This is a genomic window from Actinocrinis sp., assembly GCF_035650855.1.
GTDB lineage: Bacteria > Actinomycetota > Actinomycetes > Streptomycetales > Catenulisporaceae > Actinocrinis.
The window spans coordinates 1-19916 of record NZ_DASRGV010000230.1; the positions used below are offsets into that span (position 1 = coordinate 1).

Genomic DNA, 19916 nt, shown 5'->3' on the forward strand with positions numbered 1-19916 from the left:
ATCGAGGTGGAGCCGAACTGGCTGGAGACGATCAGCTCGGCCGCGGCCACCAGCAGCTCGAGGTCGTCGCCGATCTCCTCCTCCGGCTTCTTCGGCCCGGCCGCGCCCTCGGTCACGTCGGTGCGGTACTCCGGGGTGAGCTGCTCCTTGCAGTGCTTGACGACCGCCTCGATCTCCTTGTCCGCCAGGTACGCACCCTGGAGCCGGACCGGTTTCGAGGCGCCCATCGGCAGGAACAGCGCGTCGCCCTTGCCGACCAGCTTCTCGGCGCCCGGCTGGTCGAGGATGACTCGGGAGTCGGCCAGCGAGGAGGTGGCGAAGGCCAGCCGGGAGGGCACGTTCGCCTTGATCAGGCCGGTGACCACGTCGACGCTCGGGCGCTGGGTGGCCAGCACCAGGTGGATGCCCGCGGCGCGGGCCAGCTGCGTGATGCGCACGATCGAGTCCTCGACGTCCCGCGGCGCGACCATCATCAGGTCGGCGAGCTCGTCCACGATGACGAGGAGGTACGGGTACGGCCGATATTCGCGTTCGCTGCCCAGCGGCGGCTTGAGCTTGCCCGCGCGCACCGCCTTGTTGAAGTCGTCCACGTGCCGGAAGCCGGAGTCGGCCAGGTCGTCGTAGCGCAGGTCCATCTCGCGCACGACCCACTGCAGGGCCTCCGCGGCCTTCTTCGGCGAGGTGATGATCGGGGTGATCAGGTGCGGGATGCCCTCGTACGCGGTCAGCTCGACCCGCTTGGGGTCCACCAGCACCAAGCGCACCTCGTCCGGGGTGGACCGCATCAGGATCGAGGTGATCAGGGTGTTGATGCAGGTGGACTTGCCCGCGCCGGTGGCCCCGGCGACCAGGATGTGCGGCATCTTGGTCAGGTTCGCGGTGATGTCCCGGCCCTCGACGTCCTTGCCGAGGCCGACCAGCATCGGGTGGTGGTCGGAGACCGCGGTGGGCGAGCGCAGGATGTCGCCCAGCGAGACCATCTCCCGGTCCATGTTCGGGATCTCGATGCCGATGGCCTGCTTGCCCGGGATCGGCGAGAGGATCCGCACGTCGGCAGAGGCCACCGCGTAGGCGATGTTCTTCGACAGGGCGGTGATGCGCTCCACCTTGACCGCGGGGCCGAGTTCGACCTCGTACCTGGTGACCGTCGGGCCGCGGGTGAACCCGGTGACCTGCGCGTCGACGGAGAACTGCTCGAAGACGCTGGTGAGCTGTTCGACGACCTGGTCGTTGGCCTTGGACCGCACCCGCAGCGGGACGCCCTTGGCCAGCAGGTCCGGGGCCGGCAGCTGGTAGACGACGTCGCCGGAGAGGGTCAGCTGCTCGACCCGCGGCACGGCGGGCACATCAGCACCCTGGGAGCGGCTGCTGCCGGCCTTCGCCGGGGCCGGGGATCCGCCGCGCGACGGCTTGCGCTCCTGGGTCGGGAACGGCAGCACGACCGTCGGCTCGGCCTCGCCCGGATCGGCGTCGGGGTCGAGCCCCGGGACCGGATCGCCGAGCGGCAGGCCGTTCGCGGGGTCGAGGGCCGGATCGACGGGCCCTGGCTTGCGGCGCCTCGGCTGTCGCTGCGGGACGGGCAGGTCGGTCGGATCGTCCTCGACGACGGTCGGCATCTGATCCGGCGGCGGCGTGCCGCGCAGGATGCGGTACAGCATCGCGTCGGACTTGAAGCGCAGCGTGCGCAACCGGTCCGGGATGCGGTACACCGGCGTCGCCGTCGTCACCAGCAGGCCGAACGCGACGACGATGAGCAGCAGCGGTACCGCAAGCCACTGCGACAGGACCGCGGAGATCGGCGCGGAGACGATGTAGCCGAGCCAGCCGCCGCCGTGGCGCATCGCCCGCGCGCCCATCGACGGGGTCGGCGCGCCGCGGGCGATGTGTACGAGCCCGGCGACGCCGAGGGTGAGGAAAGTAAGGCCGATGGCGATCCGGCCGGCCTCCTGCGTGGTCTCCCTCGGGTGTCGCATGACCCTGATGGCGAGGCCGATGAGGACGAGCGGTACCAGCTTGTCCAGCACGCCGACGCCGCCGGTGATCACGGTGATCAGGGCGCCGCCCACCTTGCCGGGAAGCTGGTGCCAGACCGCGGCGCCGACGACCAGCGCGGCCGCGAGCAGGCCGAGGCCGATGCCGTCGCGGCGGTGGTCGGGGTGCAGGTTGCGGGCGCCGGAGCCGGCCCGGCGGAACAGGTGCCCGGCGGAGCGCGCGACGCCCATCCACACCAGGGATATGGCGACCGCGATGCCCTGCCAGAACAGCTCGAACGGTCCCTTGGTCACCGGCCGCGACGGGTTCGACCGCCGGTTCCGGTTCGCGCCGGACCTGGCCTTGGTGCCCGCGGCGTTGCTCGCGGTGCGCCGCGGGGCACTGCCCTTGCCGCTCGCGCCGCTCTTGCGCTTCGTGCCCGAGCCGGCGCCGGTCTTGGCCGCGCCGTCGCCGCTCGGGGACATGCCCGTATCCGAACCCGTCTTCTTCTGCCGGGTCGAAGGCGTTCGGGCAGAGGTCGCCATGCTCGGAAGGCTAGCGGAAGATCAACGCCGAGGCGTGTTGCCGCGCCGCAGCGGAGGCTGAAGCGCCGTCAGGCCAAGGCGTCTATCGCGGAGCGCAGCCGGGAAAGCCGGGTGCTGAGTACCTCCACGGTGCTCGCCAGTTCTTCGCGCGGCACGGATTCGCGCTCCGCGTCCCCGGCCAGCTTCTCCAAGGTGCGGGTGTGTTCCTCGACCGCGGCCAGCCGCGCCGAAAGCTCCGCGACCAGTTGCGAGCCGGTGTCCGCCTCCGTGGCCCCGCCGGATTCCACCAGGCGGTGCGCCAGCAGTGCGGACTGCTCCTTGAGCAGCTGGTTCTTGCGGTGCAGTTCCACGAACACGGAGACCTTAGCCCGCAGGATCCACGGGTCGAAGGGCTTGGACAGGTAGTCCACGGCGCCGGCCGCGTAGCCGCGGAAGGTGTGGTGCGGGCCGTTGGACACCGCGGTCAGGAAGATGATCGGGATGTCCTTGGTGCGTTCCCGCCGCTTGATGTGCGCGGCGGTCTCGAAGCCGTCGAGGCCGGGCATCTGCACGTCCAGCAGGATCACCGCGAAGTCGTCGGTCAGCAGCGCCTTGAGCGCCTCCTCGCCGGAGCCCGCACGCACCAGCGTCTGGTCGAGCGCGCCGAGCACGGCCTCGAGGGCCGTCAGGTTCTCTGGTCGATCGTCGACCAGCAGGATCTTCGCTCGGTCTGCCACGCGTTCCGTCGCCTTCCGTCAGCGGCGGCCGGGGTCCTGCGGCCGCCTGTCCGTTTCCGCGATCGGTCTACCGTACCGGTCGACCGTCCTCCTCGGCATTCAGCCAGCTCCTGATCAGCCCGAGCAGCTGGTCTATGTCTACTGGTTTGGTCACGTACTCGGACGCTCCGGCCTCCAGCGCCTTCTCCCGGTCGCCGTGCATCGCCTTCGCGGTCAGCGCGATGATGGGCAGCTGCGCGAAGCGGTCCATCCGCCGGATCGCCGCCATCGTCGCGTAACCGTCCATCTCCGGCATCATGATGTCCATCAGCACCAGGTCGATGTGGTCGGCACGTTCGAGTACGTCGATGCCCTCGCGGCCGTTCTCCGCGTAGCGCACCGAAAGTCCTCTCTGTTCTAAGACGCTGGTGAGGGCGAAGACGTTACGCACGTCGTCGTCCACGATGAGAACGGTCTCACCATTGAAGCGTCCTGTGAAGCGCTGCGCTTCGTCACGGGCCGCATCCCGTCCGGTGAACATCTTCCCGTTGGCCTTGCCGCGGTCCGCCGTCGCCGCGCCGGCCAGCGCCTTCTCCATGCTGTGCGCGTCGACCACGCCGCGCTGCTCGGGCAGCCGCGCGCCGACCGGGCGGTGCGCACCCGTTGACTCAGGGTTCTGATCCGTCGGCAGGTAGAGCGTGAACACCGAGCCGCGCCCGAGCGTGGAGCCCACGGTGATGTTGCCGCCGAGCAGGTGCGCGATCTCCCGGCTGATGGACAGGCCGAGCCCGGTGCCGCCGTGCTTGCGGCTGATCGTGCCGTCCGCCTGCTGGAAGGCCTCGAAGATGATGCGCAGCTTCTCCTCCGCGATGCCGATCCCGGTGTCCGCGACGGTGAACGCGATCGCGCGCTGCGGCGCCGCGTCCCCGGACTCGCTCTCCGGCACCGGGCCGAGCCGGACCGCGTCCTCCACCGTCACGCGCAGCTCCACCGAGCCGTGCTCGGTGAACTTCACCGCGTTCGACAGCAGGTTGCGCAGGATCTGCTGGAGCCGCTGCTCGTCGGTGTGCAGTTCCGCCGGGACCTTCGGATCGAGCCTGATGTTGAAGTCGAGGCCCTTCTCCACGGTGAGCGGGCGGAAGGTGGCCTCGACGTACTCGACCAGGGTGCTGACGGCTATCGGCGCGGCCTGCACGTCCATCCGGCCCGCCTCGATCTTGGACAGGTCCAGGATGTCGCTGATCAGGCCGAGCAGGTCGGAGCCCGCGGAGTGGATGGTCTCCGCGAAGTCGACCTGCTTGTCGGTCAGGTTGCCGTCGTTGTTGTCCGCGAGCAGCCTGGCCAGGATCAGCAGGCTGTTGAGCGGCGTGCGCAGCTCGTGCGACATGTTGGCCAGGAACTCGGACTTGTACTTCGAGGCCAGCGCCAGCTGGTCGGCGCGCTCCTCAAGGGCCTGACGCGCCTGTTCGATCTCCGAGTTCTTGACCTCGATGTCCTTGTTCTGCCTGGCCAGCAGCGCCGCCTTGTCCTCGAGCTCGGCGTTGGAGCGGCGCAGCTCCTCCTGCTGGCGCTGCAGCTCCTCGGAGCGGTCCTCCAGCTGCGCGGTCAGCTGCTGCGACTTGATCAGCAGGTCCTCGGTGACGCTGTTGGCCATGATGGTGTTCACCGTCACGCCGATGGTCTCCACGATCTGGTCGAGGAAGGCCAGCTGGATCTCGGTGAACTTGTGGAAGGAGGCGAACTCGATGACCGCGAGCACCTGCGACTCGAACAGCACCGGCAGCACGATCAGCGAGGCGGGCGGCGCGGTCCCGAGTCCCGTGGAGATCGGCAGGTAGCCCGACGGGACCTCCTCCACCAGGATCGGAGTGCGCTGGTCCGCGGCCTGGCCGACCAGGCCCTCGCCGACGCGGAAGCGGATCGGCGCCGGGCTGCCGTTCTCGCCGGGCGGCGCGGTGAGCCGGCCGTACCCGGCCAGCATCCGCACCGAGTCGAACTCGCGCAGGTAGAAGGCGCCGTGCTGGGCGTTCACCACCGGGGTCAGCTCGGCCATGATCAGCTGCGCGACGGCGAGCAGGTCCCGCTTGCCCTGCATCAGGCCACTGATGCGGGCCAGGTTGCCCTTGAGCCAGTCCTGGTCCTGGTTGCGGCGGGTGGTCTCGCGCAGGTTCGCGATCATCTGGTTGATGTTGTCCTTGAGCTCGGCCACCTCCCCGGCCGTCTCCACGTCGATCAGCTGGGTCAGGTCGCCGCGGGTCACCGCGGTGGCCACCTCGGCGATCGCGCGCACCTGGGTGGTCAGGTTTCCGGCCAGCTGGTTCACGCTGTCGGTCAGGCCCTGCCAGGTGCCGCCGACGCCGGGCACGCGGGCCTGGCCGCCCAGCTTGCCCTCGGTACCCACCTCGCGGGCGACTCGGGTGACCTCCGCCGCGAACGCAGAGAGCTGATCCACCATCGTGTTGATCGTGGTCTTCAGCTCCAGGATCTCGCCGGACGCGTCGACGTCGATCTTCTTGGTCAGGTCGCCACGCGCCACCGCCGTGGTGACCTGCGCGATGTTGCGCACCTGGCTGGTCAGCGAGTTGGCCATCCCGTTGACGTTGTCGGTCAGGTCCTTCCAGGTGCCGCCGACGCCGGGCACGCGCGCCTGGCCGCCCAGCTTGCCCTCGGTACCCACCTCGCGGGCGATACGCGTGACCTCGTCGGCGAACGCAGAGAGCTGATCCACCATGGTGTTGATGGTGTTCTTCAGCTCCAGCACCTCGCCGCGCGCGTCCACCTCGATCTTCTCGGTCAGGTCGCCGCGCGCGACCGCGGTGGCGACCTGCGCGATCTCGCGCACCTGGCTGGTCAGGTTGTACGCCATGAAGTTGACGTTGTCGGTCAGGTCCTTCCAGGTGCCCGCGACGCCGCGCACCCGCGCCTGACCGCCGAGCCGCCCTTCCGTACCCACCTCGCGCGCGACTCGGGTGACCTCGTCGGCGAACGCAGAGAGCTGATCGACCATCGTGTTGATGGTCTCCTTCAGCTGGAGGATCTCGCCGCGCGCGTCGACCGTGATCTTCTGCGACAGGTCGCCGCGGGCGACGGCAGTGGTGACCTGCGCGATGTTACGCACCTGCGTGGTGAGGTTGTTCGCCATCAGGTTCACCGAGTTGGTGAGGTCCTGCCAGGTCCCTGCGACGCCCGGCACCTTGGCCTGACCGCCGAGCTGTCCTTCGGTACCCACCTCCCGCGCCACACGAGTCACCTCGTCGGCGAACGCAGAGAGCTGATCCACCATCGCGTTGATGGTGTTCTTCAGCTCCAGCACCTCGCCGCGCGCGTCCACCTCGATCTTCTCGGACAGGTCGCCGCGCGCCACGGCCGTGGTGACCTGCGCGATGTTACGCACCTGGTCGGTCAGGTTGTTCGCCATGAAGTTGACGTTGTCGGTCAGGTCCTTCCACGTGCCCGCCACGCCCGGGACCCGCGCCTGACCACCCAACTTGCCGTCCGTACCGACCTCGCGCGCCACACGCGTGACCTCGTCGGCGAACGCGGAGAGCTGGTCGACCATCGTGTTGATGGTCTCCTTCAGCTCCAGCATCTCCCCCGCGACCTCGACGGTGATCTTCTGCGACAGGTCGCCCTGCGCGACCGACGTCGTCACGCCCGCTATGTCGCGGACCTGCGCGGTCAGGTTCGAGGCCATCGAGTTGACCGAGTCGGTCAGGTCGCGCCAGATGCCGGCGGCCTCCGGGACGTTGGCCTGGCCGCCGAGCCGGCCCTCGGTGCCCAGCTCCCGGGTGACCCGGATCACCTCCGAGGAGAAGTCGGAGAGCTGGTCGACCATGTCGTTGATGGTGCGCTTGAGCCCGGCCATCGCCCCCGACGCCGGGCCCTCCACCTTGCGGGACAGGTCACCGTCCGCGACCGCGGAGGTGACCTGCAGCAGCTCCTGGATCTGCCCGCCGAGCCGGTTCCACGAGTGGTCCATCGCCGAGACGAGCCCCGCCCACTCCCCCGGCATCCGGTCCGGGCGGAACGGGGTCTCGGCCGGGTTGTCGGTCAGCGCGATCTCACCGCCGACCGTCGCCGCCAGCCAGGCCATCGCGTCGTGCACGTCCTTGAGCTGCGAGGCGAGCCGGTTCACCGCGCGGGCCTTGCGCAGCACGTCACCACGCAGGGTGCGGCCGTCCGGCGCCAGATCCGCAGGGTGCGCGACCGCTTCCTGCAGCTCGCCGTCGGCCAGCGCCTCAAGGACCCGGTCGATCTCGGCGATCGGGCCGGCGATGCCGTCGAGCACCTCGTTGACGGACTGCGCGGCCTGCTCCCACGCGCCACGCCCCGCGGCCGGAGGAATACGCTCGGTGAGGCGGCCGTCACGGCCCACCGCGGCGGCGACCCGATCGAGTTCGGCACAGAAGACCTGCTGGCGGTCCACGATCTCGTTGAACAGCGCCGCGGCCTCGGCCAGCGGGGTGCCGGGAACCACCTCGAGCCGGACCCTCAGGTCGCCGTCACGTACCGCGCGCAGCACCTTGACGAGCCCGCCGAGCTCCAAGCCGTCGTCCAGCTCCAGCCGGACCGCGGCTCCCGACCGCTCGGCCGCCGTCCCTGTCCGCTGGGCCATGGGGTCCTCTCCTCGCTCACGGGCCGGCCGGGTCGCGGCTCAGGGTGAGCTGCAGACACCGGGCGGGTACGTACACACCTGAGCCAGTCTCGCACCGTATCAGGCGAACAGGAAAGAAAAGCAGAATTCCACCTACAGAACGGGACCATACGAACACTTTCCGTTCCTTCACATCGTGGCCGGTGTCGATACGATCGACGAGTGAGCAAGGCGGATGACGACGCGTTGAACGATCTGAACACGGCACTGTTCGGTCCCGACCCCTCGGCGGTGGGGCCGGCCCGCGCGTTCGTCCGCGACACGGTCGGCAAGTGGGGCGGCGAGTCGGTGGTCGACGACGCCGTGCTCATCGCCAGCGAATTGGTGACCAACGCGATCGTGCACGCCGGAACTCCGGCCGAGGTCTCCTGCACCTTGCTGCGCGACTACGACGGCGAGGCGGCCGCGGTGCGCGTCGCGGTGGCCGACCGCCACCCGGGACGGGCCATTCCGGCGCTGAACGGCGGGTGGGAGGAGGAGGTCGGCGGGCTGGAGGTCGGGATGCCGGAAGGCGGCCGCGGCCTGTACCTGTCGGCGCAGCTCGCGTCGTCCTGGGGCGTGCAGTACACACATTCGATGAAGCAGGTCTGGTTCGTCATCGATCTCGACGGCGGACGCGATGATCACGGACCCGCGCTCGCCCCGCCGCAGGGCTCTGCCAGCGCGGCCGAGGCCGGCAGCGTCCGCCCGACGAACAACAACCGCAACGCCATCGCAGACCTCGACGACTACCTCGCGCTCACCGCGGAGAAGATCAAGGGCCTGCTTGACGCGGACGGCGCGTTCGTACTGCTCGCGGAGGACGGCGGCCCGGACAACGGGCTGCGGCTGCGCGCGCAGACCGGCTTGCCGCCGGGAATGCCGCAAGTCACATCGCCGCCGAGCGCGGCCGGCCGGATCGGGCTGACCGGACTGCCCGCCGTGTACCCGGATCTGCGCGGTCCCTCCGACCACGGAACGCCGCTCATCAGTGCGCTGGCAGCGGGCGGAATGCGCTCCATGGCGACGGCCCCGCTGACTGCGACACCGGGCATCGCCGGGCTCTACGGCACCACGGGCCTTCTCGGCGTCGTCGCCCGCGAGCCCGGCCGTTTCACCGAGCAGGACGCGCTGCGCCTCGGCGAGGGCGCGGAACGTATAGCCGCCATCGTCGAATCCGCCCGGCTCGCCGAAGCAGGCAGGGCCCGCCGCGGCGCGCTTTCCTTCCTGGCCGAGGCCGGCGAGCTGCTCGCCGGTTCGCTGGACCCGGAGCGGACCCTCGCGCTGGCCGCGCAGCTGGTGGTCCCGTCGCTCGCCCGCTGGTGCGCGGTGCACCGGCTGGACGAGGCCGGCCGGGCCACCCTGGCGCTGGTCTGGCACGCGGACGAGGGCCTGCACGATCCGCTGGAGAAGGCGGTGATCGATTCCGGCGCGCCGGAGGAGTCGAGCACCGCGGAGGAGTGGCCGCTGCTGGCCGGAGTGCCGGAGGCGGAGGCGTTGCGGGCCGGCGAGCTGCTCATCGTTCCGCTCTCGGCGCGCGGCAGGCAGCTCGGCACGCTCACCCTGGCCAGCCCGGCCGAGTACCGGTTCCCGCACGACACGGCGGAACTGGCCTGGGACCTCGGCCGGCGCGTCGCGGTCACCTATGACTCAGCGCTCGCATACGCGGGCCGCAGGGAAACAGCGCACGCGCTGCAGTCCTCGCTGCTGCCGCCCCTGGTGCCCGACGTGCCCGGCGCGGACATCGCAGTGGTCTACAACCCGGCGGGCAACACCGAGGCGCCGGCCCACCTGAGCCAGGACGCGCTGGTCGGCGGGGACTTCTACGACGTGTTCGAGATCCGGCAGGGCTGCTGGGGTCTGGCGATCGGCGACGTGTGCGGCACCGGTCCCCAGGCGGCGGCGGTCACCGGCCTGGCGAGGCACGCGCTGCGGCTGCTCGCGCGGGAAGGGCTGCGGCCGCCGGCGGTGCTGGCCAGGCTGAACCGGGCGATCCTGGACGAGGGCGAGCGCAGCAGGTTCCTGACGCTGCTCTACGCCGAGGCCGAGCCGCTGCCCGACGGCTCGCTCAACCTGGCGCTGGTCTGTGCCGGCCATCCGCCGCCCCTGGTCCTCCGCCAGGACGGCGCGGTCGTGCCCGGCGCGGAAAGCCAGCCGCTGCTCGGCGTGCTGGACGGCGACCCGGGCTTCCATCTGGACTCGCTGAACCTCAAGCCGGGCGAGACGCTGCTGGCGTTCACCGACGGGGCGAGCGAGCGCAGGAGAGGCGACCAAATGCTCGACTCGGACGGCCTCGCGGGCGTCCTGGCCGAGTGCCGCACCATGTCCGCCGCCGCCGTGGCGGCCCGAGTGCAGCGCGCGGTCGAGGAGTTCGGCGACGCCCCGCTGTCCGACGACATGGCCATCCTGGTGCTGCGCGCGACCACCTGAGCGGCCTCGCACTCTGTCTCGCTGAACTGGACAACCCGCCCGGCCGCCGCCCGCCATCGCGCTTCTCCCCAATCAAAACCCGGCGCGGACATCTTCGCGACGCGCCTTTCCTTCAGCGGCGAGTCTCGTTCACAACACCACTCGGCCACAGACGCCCTTGTGCGCTGTGTGTCTCGCGATAGCTTCGCCGACGCTCGTTGAGGCAAGACCAGGACACGCGTGCACCCTGGTCGAGATCGCCGCAGGACTCGACCCCGACCTCGCGCGCGCCGCACAGGCACGCGTACTGGCCCGCCTGCCGCACCAGAGCGTGGCGGCCACCCGCAAAGCCCTGGGTCGATCAGCGCGCAGCAGGCCCGCGCGATCGCGTTCGGGAAGGACGCGACCTGGCGACGCTTGCTGACCGCCCCGGACGGCACGCTGCTGCACGCGGAGGCGCGCACCTACCGGCCCACCGCGAGCGTGGACCGTCTGGTGCGGCTGCGCGACCGGCACTGCACCTTCCCCGGCTGCGCCATGCCCGCGGCGCGCTGCGACCTGGACCACATCACCCCGTACAAGCACCACCAGCCTGAAGTAGGCGGGGCGACAGTGCCGCAGAACCTGCACGCGCTGTGCCGCAGACACCACCGATTGAAGAGCGCCGGAACCTGGAACGTCACGCGCGGACGCGAAGGGGAAGTGGTGTGGAGCGCCCCAACCGGACACCGGTATGTCCAGCGCGCGCAAGCGTACGCGGCATAGAGCGGCAGTTTCCCGGAACGTGGGCAACGAGAAAACCCGTGCCCGCGTATCCCGCGTTACCCTCAACAGCCGTCGGCAAAGCTATCGCGAGACACACAGCGCACAAGGGCGTCTGTGGCCGAGCCAGAACGAGAACAAGACTCGCCGCGGAAGCAAAGCCGCGTCGCGAAGATGTCAGCGCGGAGTTTTATTGGGAAATGCAGGACGGCGGGCAGCGGGCGACGTCAGCCCATCTGCTCCAGGGCCTTGCCCTTCGTCTCCCGCACCAGGAACGCGACGAACGGGATCGAGACCGCGGCGAAGCAGGCGTAGATGATGTAGGCGCCGCTCAGATCCCAACGCGACATGGACGGAAAGCTCTGGGTGATCGCGAAGTTGGCCATCCACTGCGCCGAGGCAGCGATGGATAATGCCAGGGCCCTGATCCGGTTGGGGAACATCTCGCCGAGCATGACCCAGACCACGACGCCCCAGGACATGGCGAAGAAGAACACGTAGACGTGCGCGGCGACGATCGCGACCGTGCCCTCGTCGCTGGGGATGTGCGCGTTGCTGCCGGTTCCGGTCGCGTAGGAGAACGCCCAGGCCGCGACGCCGAGGGAGACCGCCATGCCGGCGGAGCCGATCAGCGCCAGCGGTTTGCGGCCGATCCGGTCGATCACCAGGATCGCCACGATCGTGCCGACGATGTTGACCAGCGAGGTCGACACGCTGATCAGCAGCGAGTTGGCCTCGTTGATGCCGACCGACTGCCACAGCAGCGAGGAGTAGTAGAAGATCACGTTGATGCCGACGAACTGCTGGAAGACGCTCAGGCCGATGCCGATCCAGACGATCCCGAGGATCCGGCCGGACGGGCCGAGCAGGTCGCGCCAGTTGGAGCGCCGGTCGGAGGCCACCACCGCGCGGATCTCGGCGATGCGCGCCGTGGTGTCTTCGTGCCCTTCGACTTTGGTCAGCACCTCGCGGGCGCGCTCGTCCTGCCCGATCGCGATCAGATAGCGCGGCGACTCCGGCACGATGAAGCCGAGCGCGCCGTACAGCACCGCCGGCCCGACCTCCATCAGCAGCATCCACTGCCAGGCCCCGAGGCCCCACAGGTGATTCTCGCTCTTTCCGCCTGCGGCCTGGGCGAGCGCGTAGTTGACCAGCTGGGAGACGAAGATGCCGAGCACGATCGCCATCTGCTGGAGCGAGCCGAGCCGGCCGCGGTACGCCGGGGGCGCGACCTCCGCGATGTAGGCGGGCGCGATCACCGAGGCGATGCCGATGCCCAGGCCGCCGATGACCCGCCAGAACGCCAGGTCCCAGATGTTGAACGGCAGGCCGGCGCCGATGCCGCTCACCGTGAACAGCAGCGCGGCCAGCAGCATGACCCTGACCCGGCCGATCCGGTCGGCAAGCTGCCCCGCGATCCACGCCCCGATCGCCGAGCCGATCAGCGCCGCGGCCACGGCGAAGCCGGTCTGGTTCGCGCCGACGTTGAAGTGCTTCTGGATGCCGGTGACCGCGCCGTTGATCACGGCACTGTCATAGCCGAACAGGAACCCGCCCATCGCGGCCGCCGCCGCGATGAAGACCACGTATCCGAAATGGGTCTCGTCGTGAGGGATCACCGCGGGCGAGGTTTTGACGGCAGCCATACCTCGAACAACATCACGGAGCGCGGGCCGATGCCATCCAGGCGGGCCGACCTACGTCCAAAAGGACGACGCCGAACCGCGCGCACGCGACCGCCCGCCGGTCCCGCACGTTTGGCAGCTGCGTGCGGGGCGTCGGCGGGCGGCGAGGTACCGGCCTGCGGTCAGCGCATCGCGGCGAAGCGGCTCATCGCGTGCTCGACGAGGCGGATCAGCGTCAGCTTGGTCGATTCGCGGGAGCGCGCGTCACAGGTCACGATCGGCACGTCGCTCGGGATGGACAGCGCCTCCCGAACGTCGTCCACGGCGTGGCTGAGCGTGCCGTCGAAGCAGTTGAGCGCGACGATGTACGGCAGGCCGGCGTCCTCGAAGTAGTCGATCGCGGAGAAGCAGTCGGCCAGTCGCCTGGTGTCGACCAGCACCACCGCGCCGATGGCGCCGCGGGTCAGGTCGTCCCACATGAACCAGAACCGGTTCTGCCCCGGGGTGCCGAACAGGTACAGGATCAGCTCGCGGTCCAGGGACACCCGGCCGAAGTCCATCGCGACCGTGGTGGTGGTCTTGTCCGGAACCTTGGTCAGGTCGTCGATGCCGTCGCTCGCGGCGGTCATGACCGCCTCAGTCGTCAGCGGATTGATCTCCGAGACCGCGCCGACGAACGTGGTCTTCCCCACCCCGAAGCCCCCGGCGACGACGATCTTGACAGAGGTCGTCGGCCCCGCGGTCCTTTCGGGCGGGCTAGAGGTTGCGAAGTCCAATGAGCACCCTTTCCAGAAGTGCGAGGTCCGGCTTGCCCTCGGTGGTGTTGGACTGGTGGACGGCGATCAGGCCGGCTTCGGCCATGTCGCCGACCATCACCCGTGCGACGCCGAGCGGCATCCGCATGAGCGCGGCGATCTCGGCCAGCGACTTCACCTCTACGCACAGGTCGCAGATCCGCTGGTGCTCCGGCATGAGGCCGAAACCCCCGGTGCGGCCGCGCGGCGTCGTGGACACCAGCGCCTCGATGGCCAGCTGGTAGCGCGCCCGGGTCCGGCCGCCGGTCATGGCGTACGGCCGCACGAGCGGTGACGAATCGTGTCCTGAGCTCAATGAAACCGTCCTTCACGCTGAAATCGTGCGCCGCCGTTTCGGCCTGGTCCGCAGACTACCGGGGAAGCGCGTTCTGCAGTTCCGCCCGCAGCGCCGGGGTGAGCACGTCGCCGGCCCGCTCCACCAGCAGTGCCATCTCGTAGCCGATCAGACCCATGTCGCAGTCGGAGGACGCCAGCACGGCGAGCACCGAGCCGTCGCTGATCGCCATGACGAACAGGAAGCCGCGCACCATCTCGACCACGGTCTGGGTGACCGCCCCGCCCTCGAAGATCCGGGCCGCGCCCTGGGTCAGGCTGGACAGGCCCGAGGCCACCGCCGCCAGTTGGTCGGCGCGGTCGCGCGGGAAACCGTTGGACACCGCGAGCAGCAGGCCGTCCGAGGAGACCACGACGGTGTGCGCCACCCCCGGGACCCGGTCGACGAAGTTGGTGATCAGCCAGTTGAGATTCTGCGCCGCCTGGCTCAGCTCACTCACAGTGCATCCCCTTCCGAAGGGAACGTCGGTACATGGTCGGGCAGGTGCGGGAGTGCGGGGAGCGGGTGGCGGGCCGCCAGGCGTCCCCCACCGGACGCGAAGCGGTCATCAGTCGTCATTCTCCCCGTCCTGGCCGGGCTCGTGGTCGGTCGCCGCGGCGTCACGGCCCTGCCGCAGTCCCTGGTGGAAGCTGGAGAGCCGGCCGCGTACCGCGTCCGCGGAACGCGGCGGGATGATCGGCGGGGTGGCCTTCGCCGCGCCCGAGCCGCCCGCGGAACCGGGCACGAGGTTCGACCTGGGCACCCGCTTGGGCAGGCCCTTCGTGGTCAGACCCGCAGCCACCGGCTTGGCCGCAGCTTGGGCGGCCTTCCACCCCTCGTCTCCCGGCGATGACCAGGCGGCTGAGGTGTTCTCCATAGGCGAGGCTCCTCGGGAGTCGGCGGCGGGCTTCTCATCGGTGGCGGGCGCCGTCGCCAGGGGCTGCACGGGGAGGCCGACCGAAGCGGAAGCTGGCGGCGCGACGGAGGCGGCCGGTGCGGGCGCGCTCGCCGAAGCCGCCGGTGCCTGCGCGGCGACCGGAGCTGACGGGGTCGGGACGCTCGGCGCGCTCGGGGTGGGAGCGGCCGGGCTGGAGACGGAGCTGCTGGTGCTTGTGCCCGTCGACCCGAGGTCGAACTTGGCTCCGGTGCCGTTGGACGATCCCGCTGCCGGGGCCGTCACCGCTGTTCCGGAGGTGGTGCCTGAGCCGGTTCCCGGCGTGGTTCCAAGGCCGCTGCCGGGAGCCGTGCCGTTGCTGCCGCTGCCCGATCCGCGCGCCGCGGAGGTCGCGGGGGCGGCCGGCGGCGGCATCGTGGGCAGCGGCGGCAGCACGGTGTTCGCCTGGGCGAGGGCGGCCTGGGCGCGCGCCTCGTCCCGGCGGCGGAACCACTCGGACTCCATCGCCTCGAAGATCGGGAGCCGTTCGTCGGTGGCCGGGGCCGGGGGCAGCGGGTCCTGGGCGAAGAGCCGCTCCACGGCGGTCGGCGCGGAGGACGGGACCAGCGGCGCGACCTGCGGCAGGTCGAGCTCCGACGGGACCTGCATCGGCAGGGGCGCGGTCGGCGTCGCCGGGGCGGAGGGAGCCTGGGCTGCGGGCGCGTCCGCCGGGACCTGGGGTCCGGCGGGCGGCGGGAAGGCCGGGCCGGGGAATCCGGGGCCCTGGCCGGCCGGGTCCTGGATCCGCGGGAACTGGCCCGTGGAGGCCGGGTCCTGCGGACGCGAGCCGGGCGCCGCGGCGTCCGGGCGCTCGGTGGCCGGGCCGGGGAACTGCGGCGCGGCGTCCGGGCCGGGCACCCGCGGGAACTGACCGGTCGAGGACGGGTCCTTCGCGCGCGGGAACTGGCCGGTCGAGGAGGGGTCCTGGATCCGGGGGAACTGGCCGGTGGAGGCGGAGTCCGGTCCGCGACCGCCGGCCGGGCGGCCGGGGCCGGGCTCGCTTCTGAGGCCCTGGATGTCGAACTGGCCACCGGAGCCCTGGCCGGCGGTGTCCCGGCCCGGCGCGGGCCGCTCGGATTCGGCGTCGCGTCCGCCGCCGAAGGGCGGGAACCGGCCGGGTCCTTCGGGCACGGTGCCGGGGCGGCCGCCGCTGATCGGCGGGAACTGCGTGGTGGCGTCGGGGTCGAGCAGCGCGTCGAGGCCGGAGGCCATGCCGGGGCGGTCCTCGAACGGCGTGCGCGCGCCGGGGATCGTCGGGCTGGGCGCGGACGGGCCGCCGTCGCGAGGCTCGCCGCGACGCGGGAGCGCGTCCGGGCCGTTCGGCGGGGTCGGCGCGCCGCCGAAGGGCGGCAGGTCGGCGAACTGGTCGCCGTTGGACAGACCTGACGGTGCGTTACCGACGCCGGTGGGCGAGCCGCTGCCCGCACCGGCCGGTGCGGTACCAAGCCCGGACGGCGCCGCACCGCGGTACGGCGGAGCGCCTGCGCCCTCGGCCGGGAAGGCGGCGATGTCGCCAGTCCCCTCCTGGTCCGGGAAGCTCGCCTGGCCGCCGCCGCGGCGGGGCAGCGCGCCGAGCGAGCGGGCGCCGGTGGCCGACAGCTCGGGGGTGGGCGCCTGCTGCTCGCCGTCGGCGCCGGCAAGGAGCGTGCTGGGCACGAGCACGAGGGCGGTGATGCCGCCTCCGGCCGAGCGGCGCAGCCGCACCTGGATGCCGTGCCGGGTGGCCAGCCGACCGACCACGTAAAGGCCCATCCGGCGGGAGATGGCGACGTCGATGACCGGCGGGTTGGCCAGCCGCTCGTTCGCGTCGTCGAGCTCCTCGGGAGTCATGCCGATGCCGGCGTCCTCGATCTCCAGCATGACGCCGCCGGTGTTGAGCATGTTGGCGGTGACCGAGACCTTGGTCTCCGGAGCGGAGAACGAGGTGGCGTTCTCCAGCAGCTCGGCGACCAGGTGCACGAGGTCGTTGACGACGCGGCCGAGCACGTTGACGTCGGGCAGGTCGCGCAGCGCGACCCGCTCGTACTGCTCCACCTCGGAGGCGCCGGCGCGCATCACGTCGAGCAGGCGGACCGCCTGGCTCCACTTGCGGCCCGGCTCCTCGCCCGCGAGGACCAGCAGGTTCTCCCCGTTGCGGCGCATACGGGTGGCCAGGTGGTCCAGCTTGAACAGGTTCGCCAGCTGGTCCGGGTCCTGCTCGCTGTTCTCCAGTTCGTCGATAAGACGCAGCTGGCGCTGGACCAGCGACTGCGAGCGGCGGGAGAGGTTGACGAACATCGAGTTGACGTTCGATCGCAGCAGCGCCTGCTCGGAGGCCAGGCGCACGGCCTGCTGGTGGACCTCGTCGAAGGCTCGGGCGACCTGGCCGATCTCGTCGTTCGAGCTGATCGGGATCGGATCGACCGCGGTCTCGGCGTCGAAGTTGTCCGCGTCACGCAGCCTGCGGACCACCTCGGGGAGCCGGTTGGCGGCGATGTCCAGGGCGCCGGTACGCAGCGCCTGCAGCGGGCCGACCAGCGAGCGCGCGACCAGCGCGATGCCGAAGAAGGAGAGCAGCAACGCGAACACGATCATCGCGATGTTCTTGTACAGGTCCGACTGCGCGTTGCTCAGCAGGGTCCCGGAGTCGGTGATCATCTGCTGGATCGCGGTGCCCTGCACGGTGCGCAGGTCGCCGATGGTGGCCGGCAGCGACTCGTCGACGATGGCCGGGCCGAGCTGGGAGCTGCTGCTCTGCCAGGTCGCGCTGCCCTGCAGGATCGAGAGCACCCGGGCGACCGCAGCCTGCGCCGCGGTGATGTCCGGGCCGGAGACCGTCGCCTGGAACGACTGGATCAGGGAGGGCGCGCCGACGTTCAGGAAGGCGTTCTGCGCGGAGGTCTGCGTCGCGATGGCCTGGTTGAGGTTCGTCGACTGGATCTTCGCCTCGACCGGGTCCGGGTTGGGTCCCTGCCCGCCGATCTGGCCGTTGGCGATGACTTCCTGGGTGTAGAGCTGCGCGATCGACTGGGCCTCGACCAGGTTGTCGAGCGCGGAGAGCGCGGCGTTGTCCTGGGCGACCAGGGCGTCCGAGGTGTCGCTCGCGGTCTGGCCGATGACGCCCATGACGTCGTCGATGATGCTGGTGTAGGCGCGGAAGGCCAGGCTGGACTGCACTGGGCTGCCGGTCGCCACCTTGCGTATCTCGCCCAGGTCGGTGACCCGGCCGAAGGCCTCAGTCGCGAAGGCGCGCAGGTTCGGGTTGAACGAGGTGCCGGTGATGACCTGGTTGGCCACCGCGCTGACCTGGGTGATCGCAGTGGTGGCTGCCTGCTGGGCGTCGGTGTAGGCGGTGACGTAGGACTCGAGCAGCGGCTTGAGGTTCAAGTTCTGCTGGTCGGCCTGGTTCTGCTGGGCGCGCGCGTCGGCGGCGGCCATGGTGCACGGCTGCATGACGGACAGGCACACCGAGGCGGCCAGCCGCTCCTGCTGGAGCGCGAGCAGCACCTCCTCAACGGAGGTGGTGGTCTGCGCCTCGAAGTGGGCGTTGCTGAAGTGCGTCTCGTCCTGGTACAGGGTGTTGATACGAGCGGCGGCCAGGCCGACGGCGGCCAGCAGCGGCAGCAGCACCAGCAGCGTGAGCCGGTTGCGCACGCGCCAGCTGCGCAGCGAGAACAGGCCGGGCCTGGCTGCGGACTGCACCGGGGCGGGGTCGGCGGGCTGAGACGGACGGCGGCGCTCCGGCGCACCCGGCCGGCCCGCGCGCGGCCCCGACTGGGCAGGCTCGCGTCGCGGGGTCACGGGACGTGTCTGCACTTGCCCTCACCAAGTTCGTGACCGCACCAAATACTGCGCGCGTCATGTCAGTTGTAACACTGCGGCCGGGCACACCGGCCGCGATCGGCGGGCTGCTCGGCGGTCGTCGCGACTCGACCGCGGCGGGCCTCGCCCGGCGGTTCGTTCAGGAAACGCATTCCAGCACAGCACCGGCACCGAGGCCAAGACGGGGCCGACATAAATCACTCCGCAGCATGCGACATTTCCGGACATAACATAATGATCCGGACAGGATTCCCGAGATTTTCCCGCCATGCCCTGGCGTTTCCGGCCACCGCGCTGCCACACTTGCCGACCGCGCCTCGGATACTCGCCTTGAGCAGCGAGAATGCGATCTTCTACGGTTCGTGGCCGATTGACCGCGAAGCGTAGCGAAGTGCCGAATCAGATCGCCAATCGGTGCCTTGAATATGCGATATTCGTGTCCTCATTCACGCCGGCCGCGCCGCACCGGATTTCCACGCCCGCTATTCAGGGCGGGTATCCGGTGGATTAGCATGGCGCCGCCGAGCACTGAACGTCCCGAGAGGTAGCCATGTTCCAGCCGAGCCAGCCAGCCCGCCGGTCGCGCCATCGCTCCGGGATCGCGCTCGGCCTGGCCGCCGCGCTCCTCGCCGCCGCGGCGACCGCGTGCAGCGGCAGCTCGAACGGGCTCGGCAGCCCGGACCAGCCGAACCTGCGGGTCGGCCTGATCGACTCGATCGGCGCGGTCCCGTTCCAGATCGGCAGCTCGACCACGACGCACGCGTTCATGGACGCCGGGCTGAACATCACGGTGCAGAAGTTCGACAACCAGCAGGAGGAGCTGGCCGCGCTGGCGTCGGACAAGATCGACATCGCGTACGGCGAGTACGCGCAGTTCCTCAACGGCAGCTCGACCCTGGCGACCAGCGACAACATCCGCGTCGTCAGCGAGGGCTACGACGCCGGCTCGGGGACGATCGCGCTGTTGAAGCGCACCGGCTTCACCCTGCCGACCTGGGGCGCCGGGGCCGGCAACGCGTTCAACTGCAACGGTTCGGTCTCGATCGTGGTGCCGAGCAAGCAGGGCACCGAGTACCTGGCCCTGGCCGCCTGGTTCCAGTCGCTCGGCTCGCCGCTGCCGACCAACTGCCCGGCGATCGTGGCGAACCCGAACCCGGCCCAGGCGATCGGCGCGGTCGCGTCGCACCAGGCGACGGCGGCGGTGCTGCAGGAGCCGTACGTGACGGCGGCTGAGATCAGCGGCGGCCTGCAGCTGGACCAGGACCTGGCGACCGGTAACGCGTCCGCGGTGCCCGTGGACGGCTACTTCGCGACCAAGACGTTCGTGACGAAGTACCCGCACTCGACGGCGATCTTCGCGGCGGTCATGGCCAAGCTCCAGGCCTCCAGCGGCCAGCGCGTCGTGGTGGAGAC

The 19916-nt window shown here is 70.6% G+C and carries 11 protein-coding genes; 3 read left to right on the top strand and 8 right to left on the bottom strand.

Features of this window, described 5'->3' with window-relative positions; translation table 11 throughout:
• From VFB40_RS16900 to VFB40_RS16910, 3 genes are all read right to left on the bottom strand, one after another.
• Window positions 1-2516 (bottom strand): FtsK/SpoIIIE family DNA translocase (locus tag VFB40_RS16900; RefSeq protein WP_324851715.1); only part of this gene is annotated, 2516 nt, incomplete at its 3' end.
• Window positions 2517-2584: 68 nt separating this feature from the next.
• Complete coding sequence (locus tag VFB40_RS16905; RefSeq protein WP_324841744.1) at window positions 2585-3232, bottom strand: response regulator; 648 nt, start codon at window positions 3230-3232, stop codon at window positions 2585-2587.
• 67 nt (window positions 3233-3299) lie between these two features.
• Complete coding sequence (locus VFB40_RS16910; protein ID WP_324851717.1) at window positions 3300-7826, bottom strand: HAMP domain-containing protein; 4527 nt, start codon at window positions 7824-7826, stop codon at window positions 3300-3302.
• Window positions 7827-8027: 201 nt separating this feature from the next.
• On the opposite strand from VFB40_RS16910, the gene VFB40_RS16915 reads away from it, so the two are divergent.
• Entirely contained in the window at window positions 8028-10274 is a 2247-nt protein-coding gene (locus VFB40_RS16915) for a SpoIIE family protein phosphatase (protein ID WP_324851719.1), read from the top strand.
• 396 nt (window positions 10275-10670) lie between these two features.
• Complete coding sequence (locus VFB40_RS16920; protein WP_324851721.1) at window positions 10671-11018, top strand: HNH endonuclease signature motif containing protein; 348 nt, start codon at window positions 10671-10673, stop codon at window positions 11016-11018.
• Between the two features lie 224 nt (window positions 11019-11242).
• On the opposite strand, the gene VFB40_RS16925 is transcribed toward VFB40_RS16920, so the two are convergent.
• The 5 genes from VFB40_RS16925 to VFB40_RS16945 all read right to left on the bottom strand — a co-directional run bounded on the left by VFB40_RS16925 (window position 11243) and on the right by VFB40_RS16945 (window position 18482).
• A complete protein-coding gene (locus VFB40_RS16925; RefSeq protein ID WP_324851723.1) occupies window positions 11243-12661 on the bottom strand; it encodes a sugar porter family MFS transporter in 1419 nt (472 codons plus the stop codon).
• Between the two features lie 161 nt (window positions 12662-12822).
• A complete protein-coding gene (locus VFB40_RS16930; protein ID WP_349260230.1) occupies window positions 12823-13416 on the bottom strand; it encodes a GTP-binding protein in 594 nt (197 codons plus the stop codon).
• Window positions 13397-13705 carry a DUF742 domain-containing protein gene (locus VFB40_RS16935; RefSeq protein WP_414639551.1) on the bottom strand — a complete coding sequence of 103 codons (309 nt, stop codon included), beginning with the start codon at window positions 13703-13705 and terminating at the stop codon, window positions 13397-13399. Before VFB40_RS16935 ends, VFB40_RS16930 begins: the two co-directional genes overlap by 20 nt.
• 100 nt (window positions 13706-13805) lie before the next feature.
• Window positions 13806-14228 carry a roadblock/LC7 domain-containing protein gene (locus tag VFB40_RS16940; RefSeq protein ID WP_349260231.1) on the bottom strand — a complete coding sequence of 141 codons (423 nt, stop codon included), beginning with the start codon at window positions 14226-14228 and terminating at the stop codon, window positions 13806-13808.
• 108 nt (window positions 14229-14336) lie between these two features.
• Window positions 14337-18482 carry a sensor histidine kinase gene (locus VFB40_RS16945; protein ID WP_324851725.1) on the bottom strand — a complete coding sequence of 1382 codons (4146 nt, stop codon included), beginning with the start codon at window positions 18480-18482 and terminating at the stop codon, window positions 14337-14339.
• Between the two features lie 571 nt (window positions 18483-19053).
• Between VFB40_RS16945 and VFB40_RS16950 the strand changes: the two genes are divergently transcribed.
• Window positions 19054-19916: ABC transporter substrate-binding protein (locus tag VFB40_RS16950; RefSeq protein WP_324851727.1), on the top strand; the 863-nt coding region annotated here is incomplete at its 3' end.

Coding starts and splice junctions, on each gene's coding strand:
- VFB40_RS16910 (WP_324851717.1), bottom strand. CDS start 7,826: ATGGCCCAGCGGACAGGGACGGCGGCCGAGCGGTCGGGAGCCGCGGTC.
- VFB40_RS16925 (WP_324851723.1), bottom strand. CDS start 12,661: ATGGCTGCCGTCAAAACCTCGCCCGCGGTGATCCCTCACGACGAGACC.
- VFB40_RS16935 (WP_414639551.1), bottom strand. CDS start 13,705: ATGACCGGCGGCCGGACCCGGGCGCGCTACCAGCTGGCCATCGAGGCG.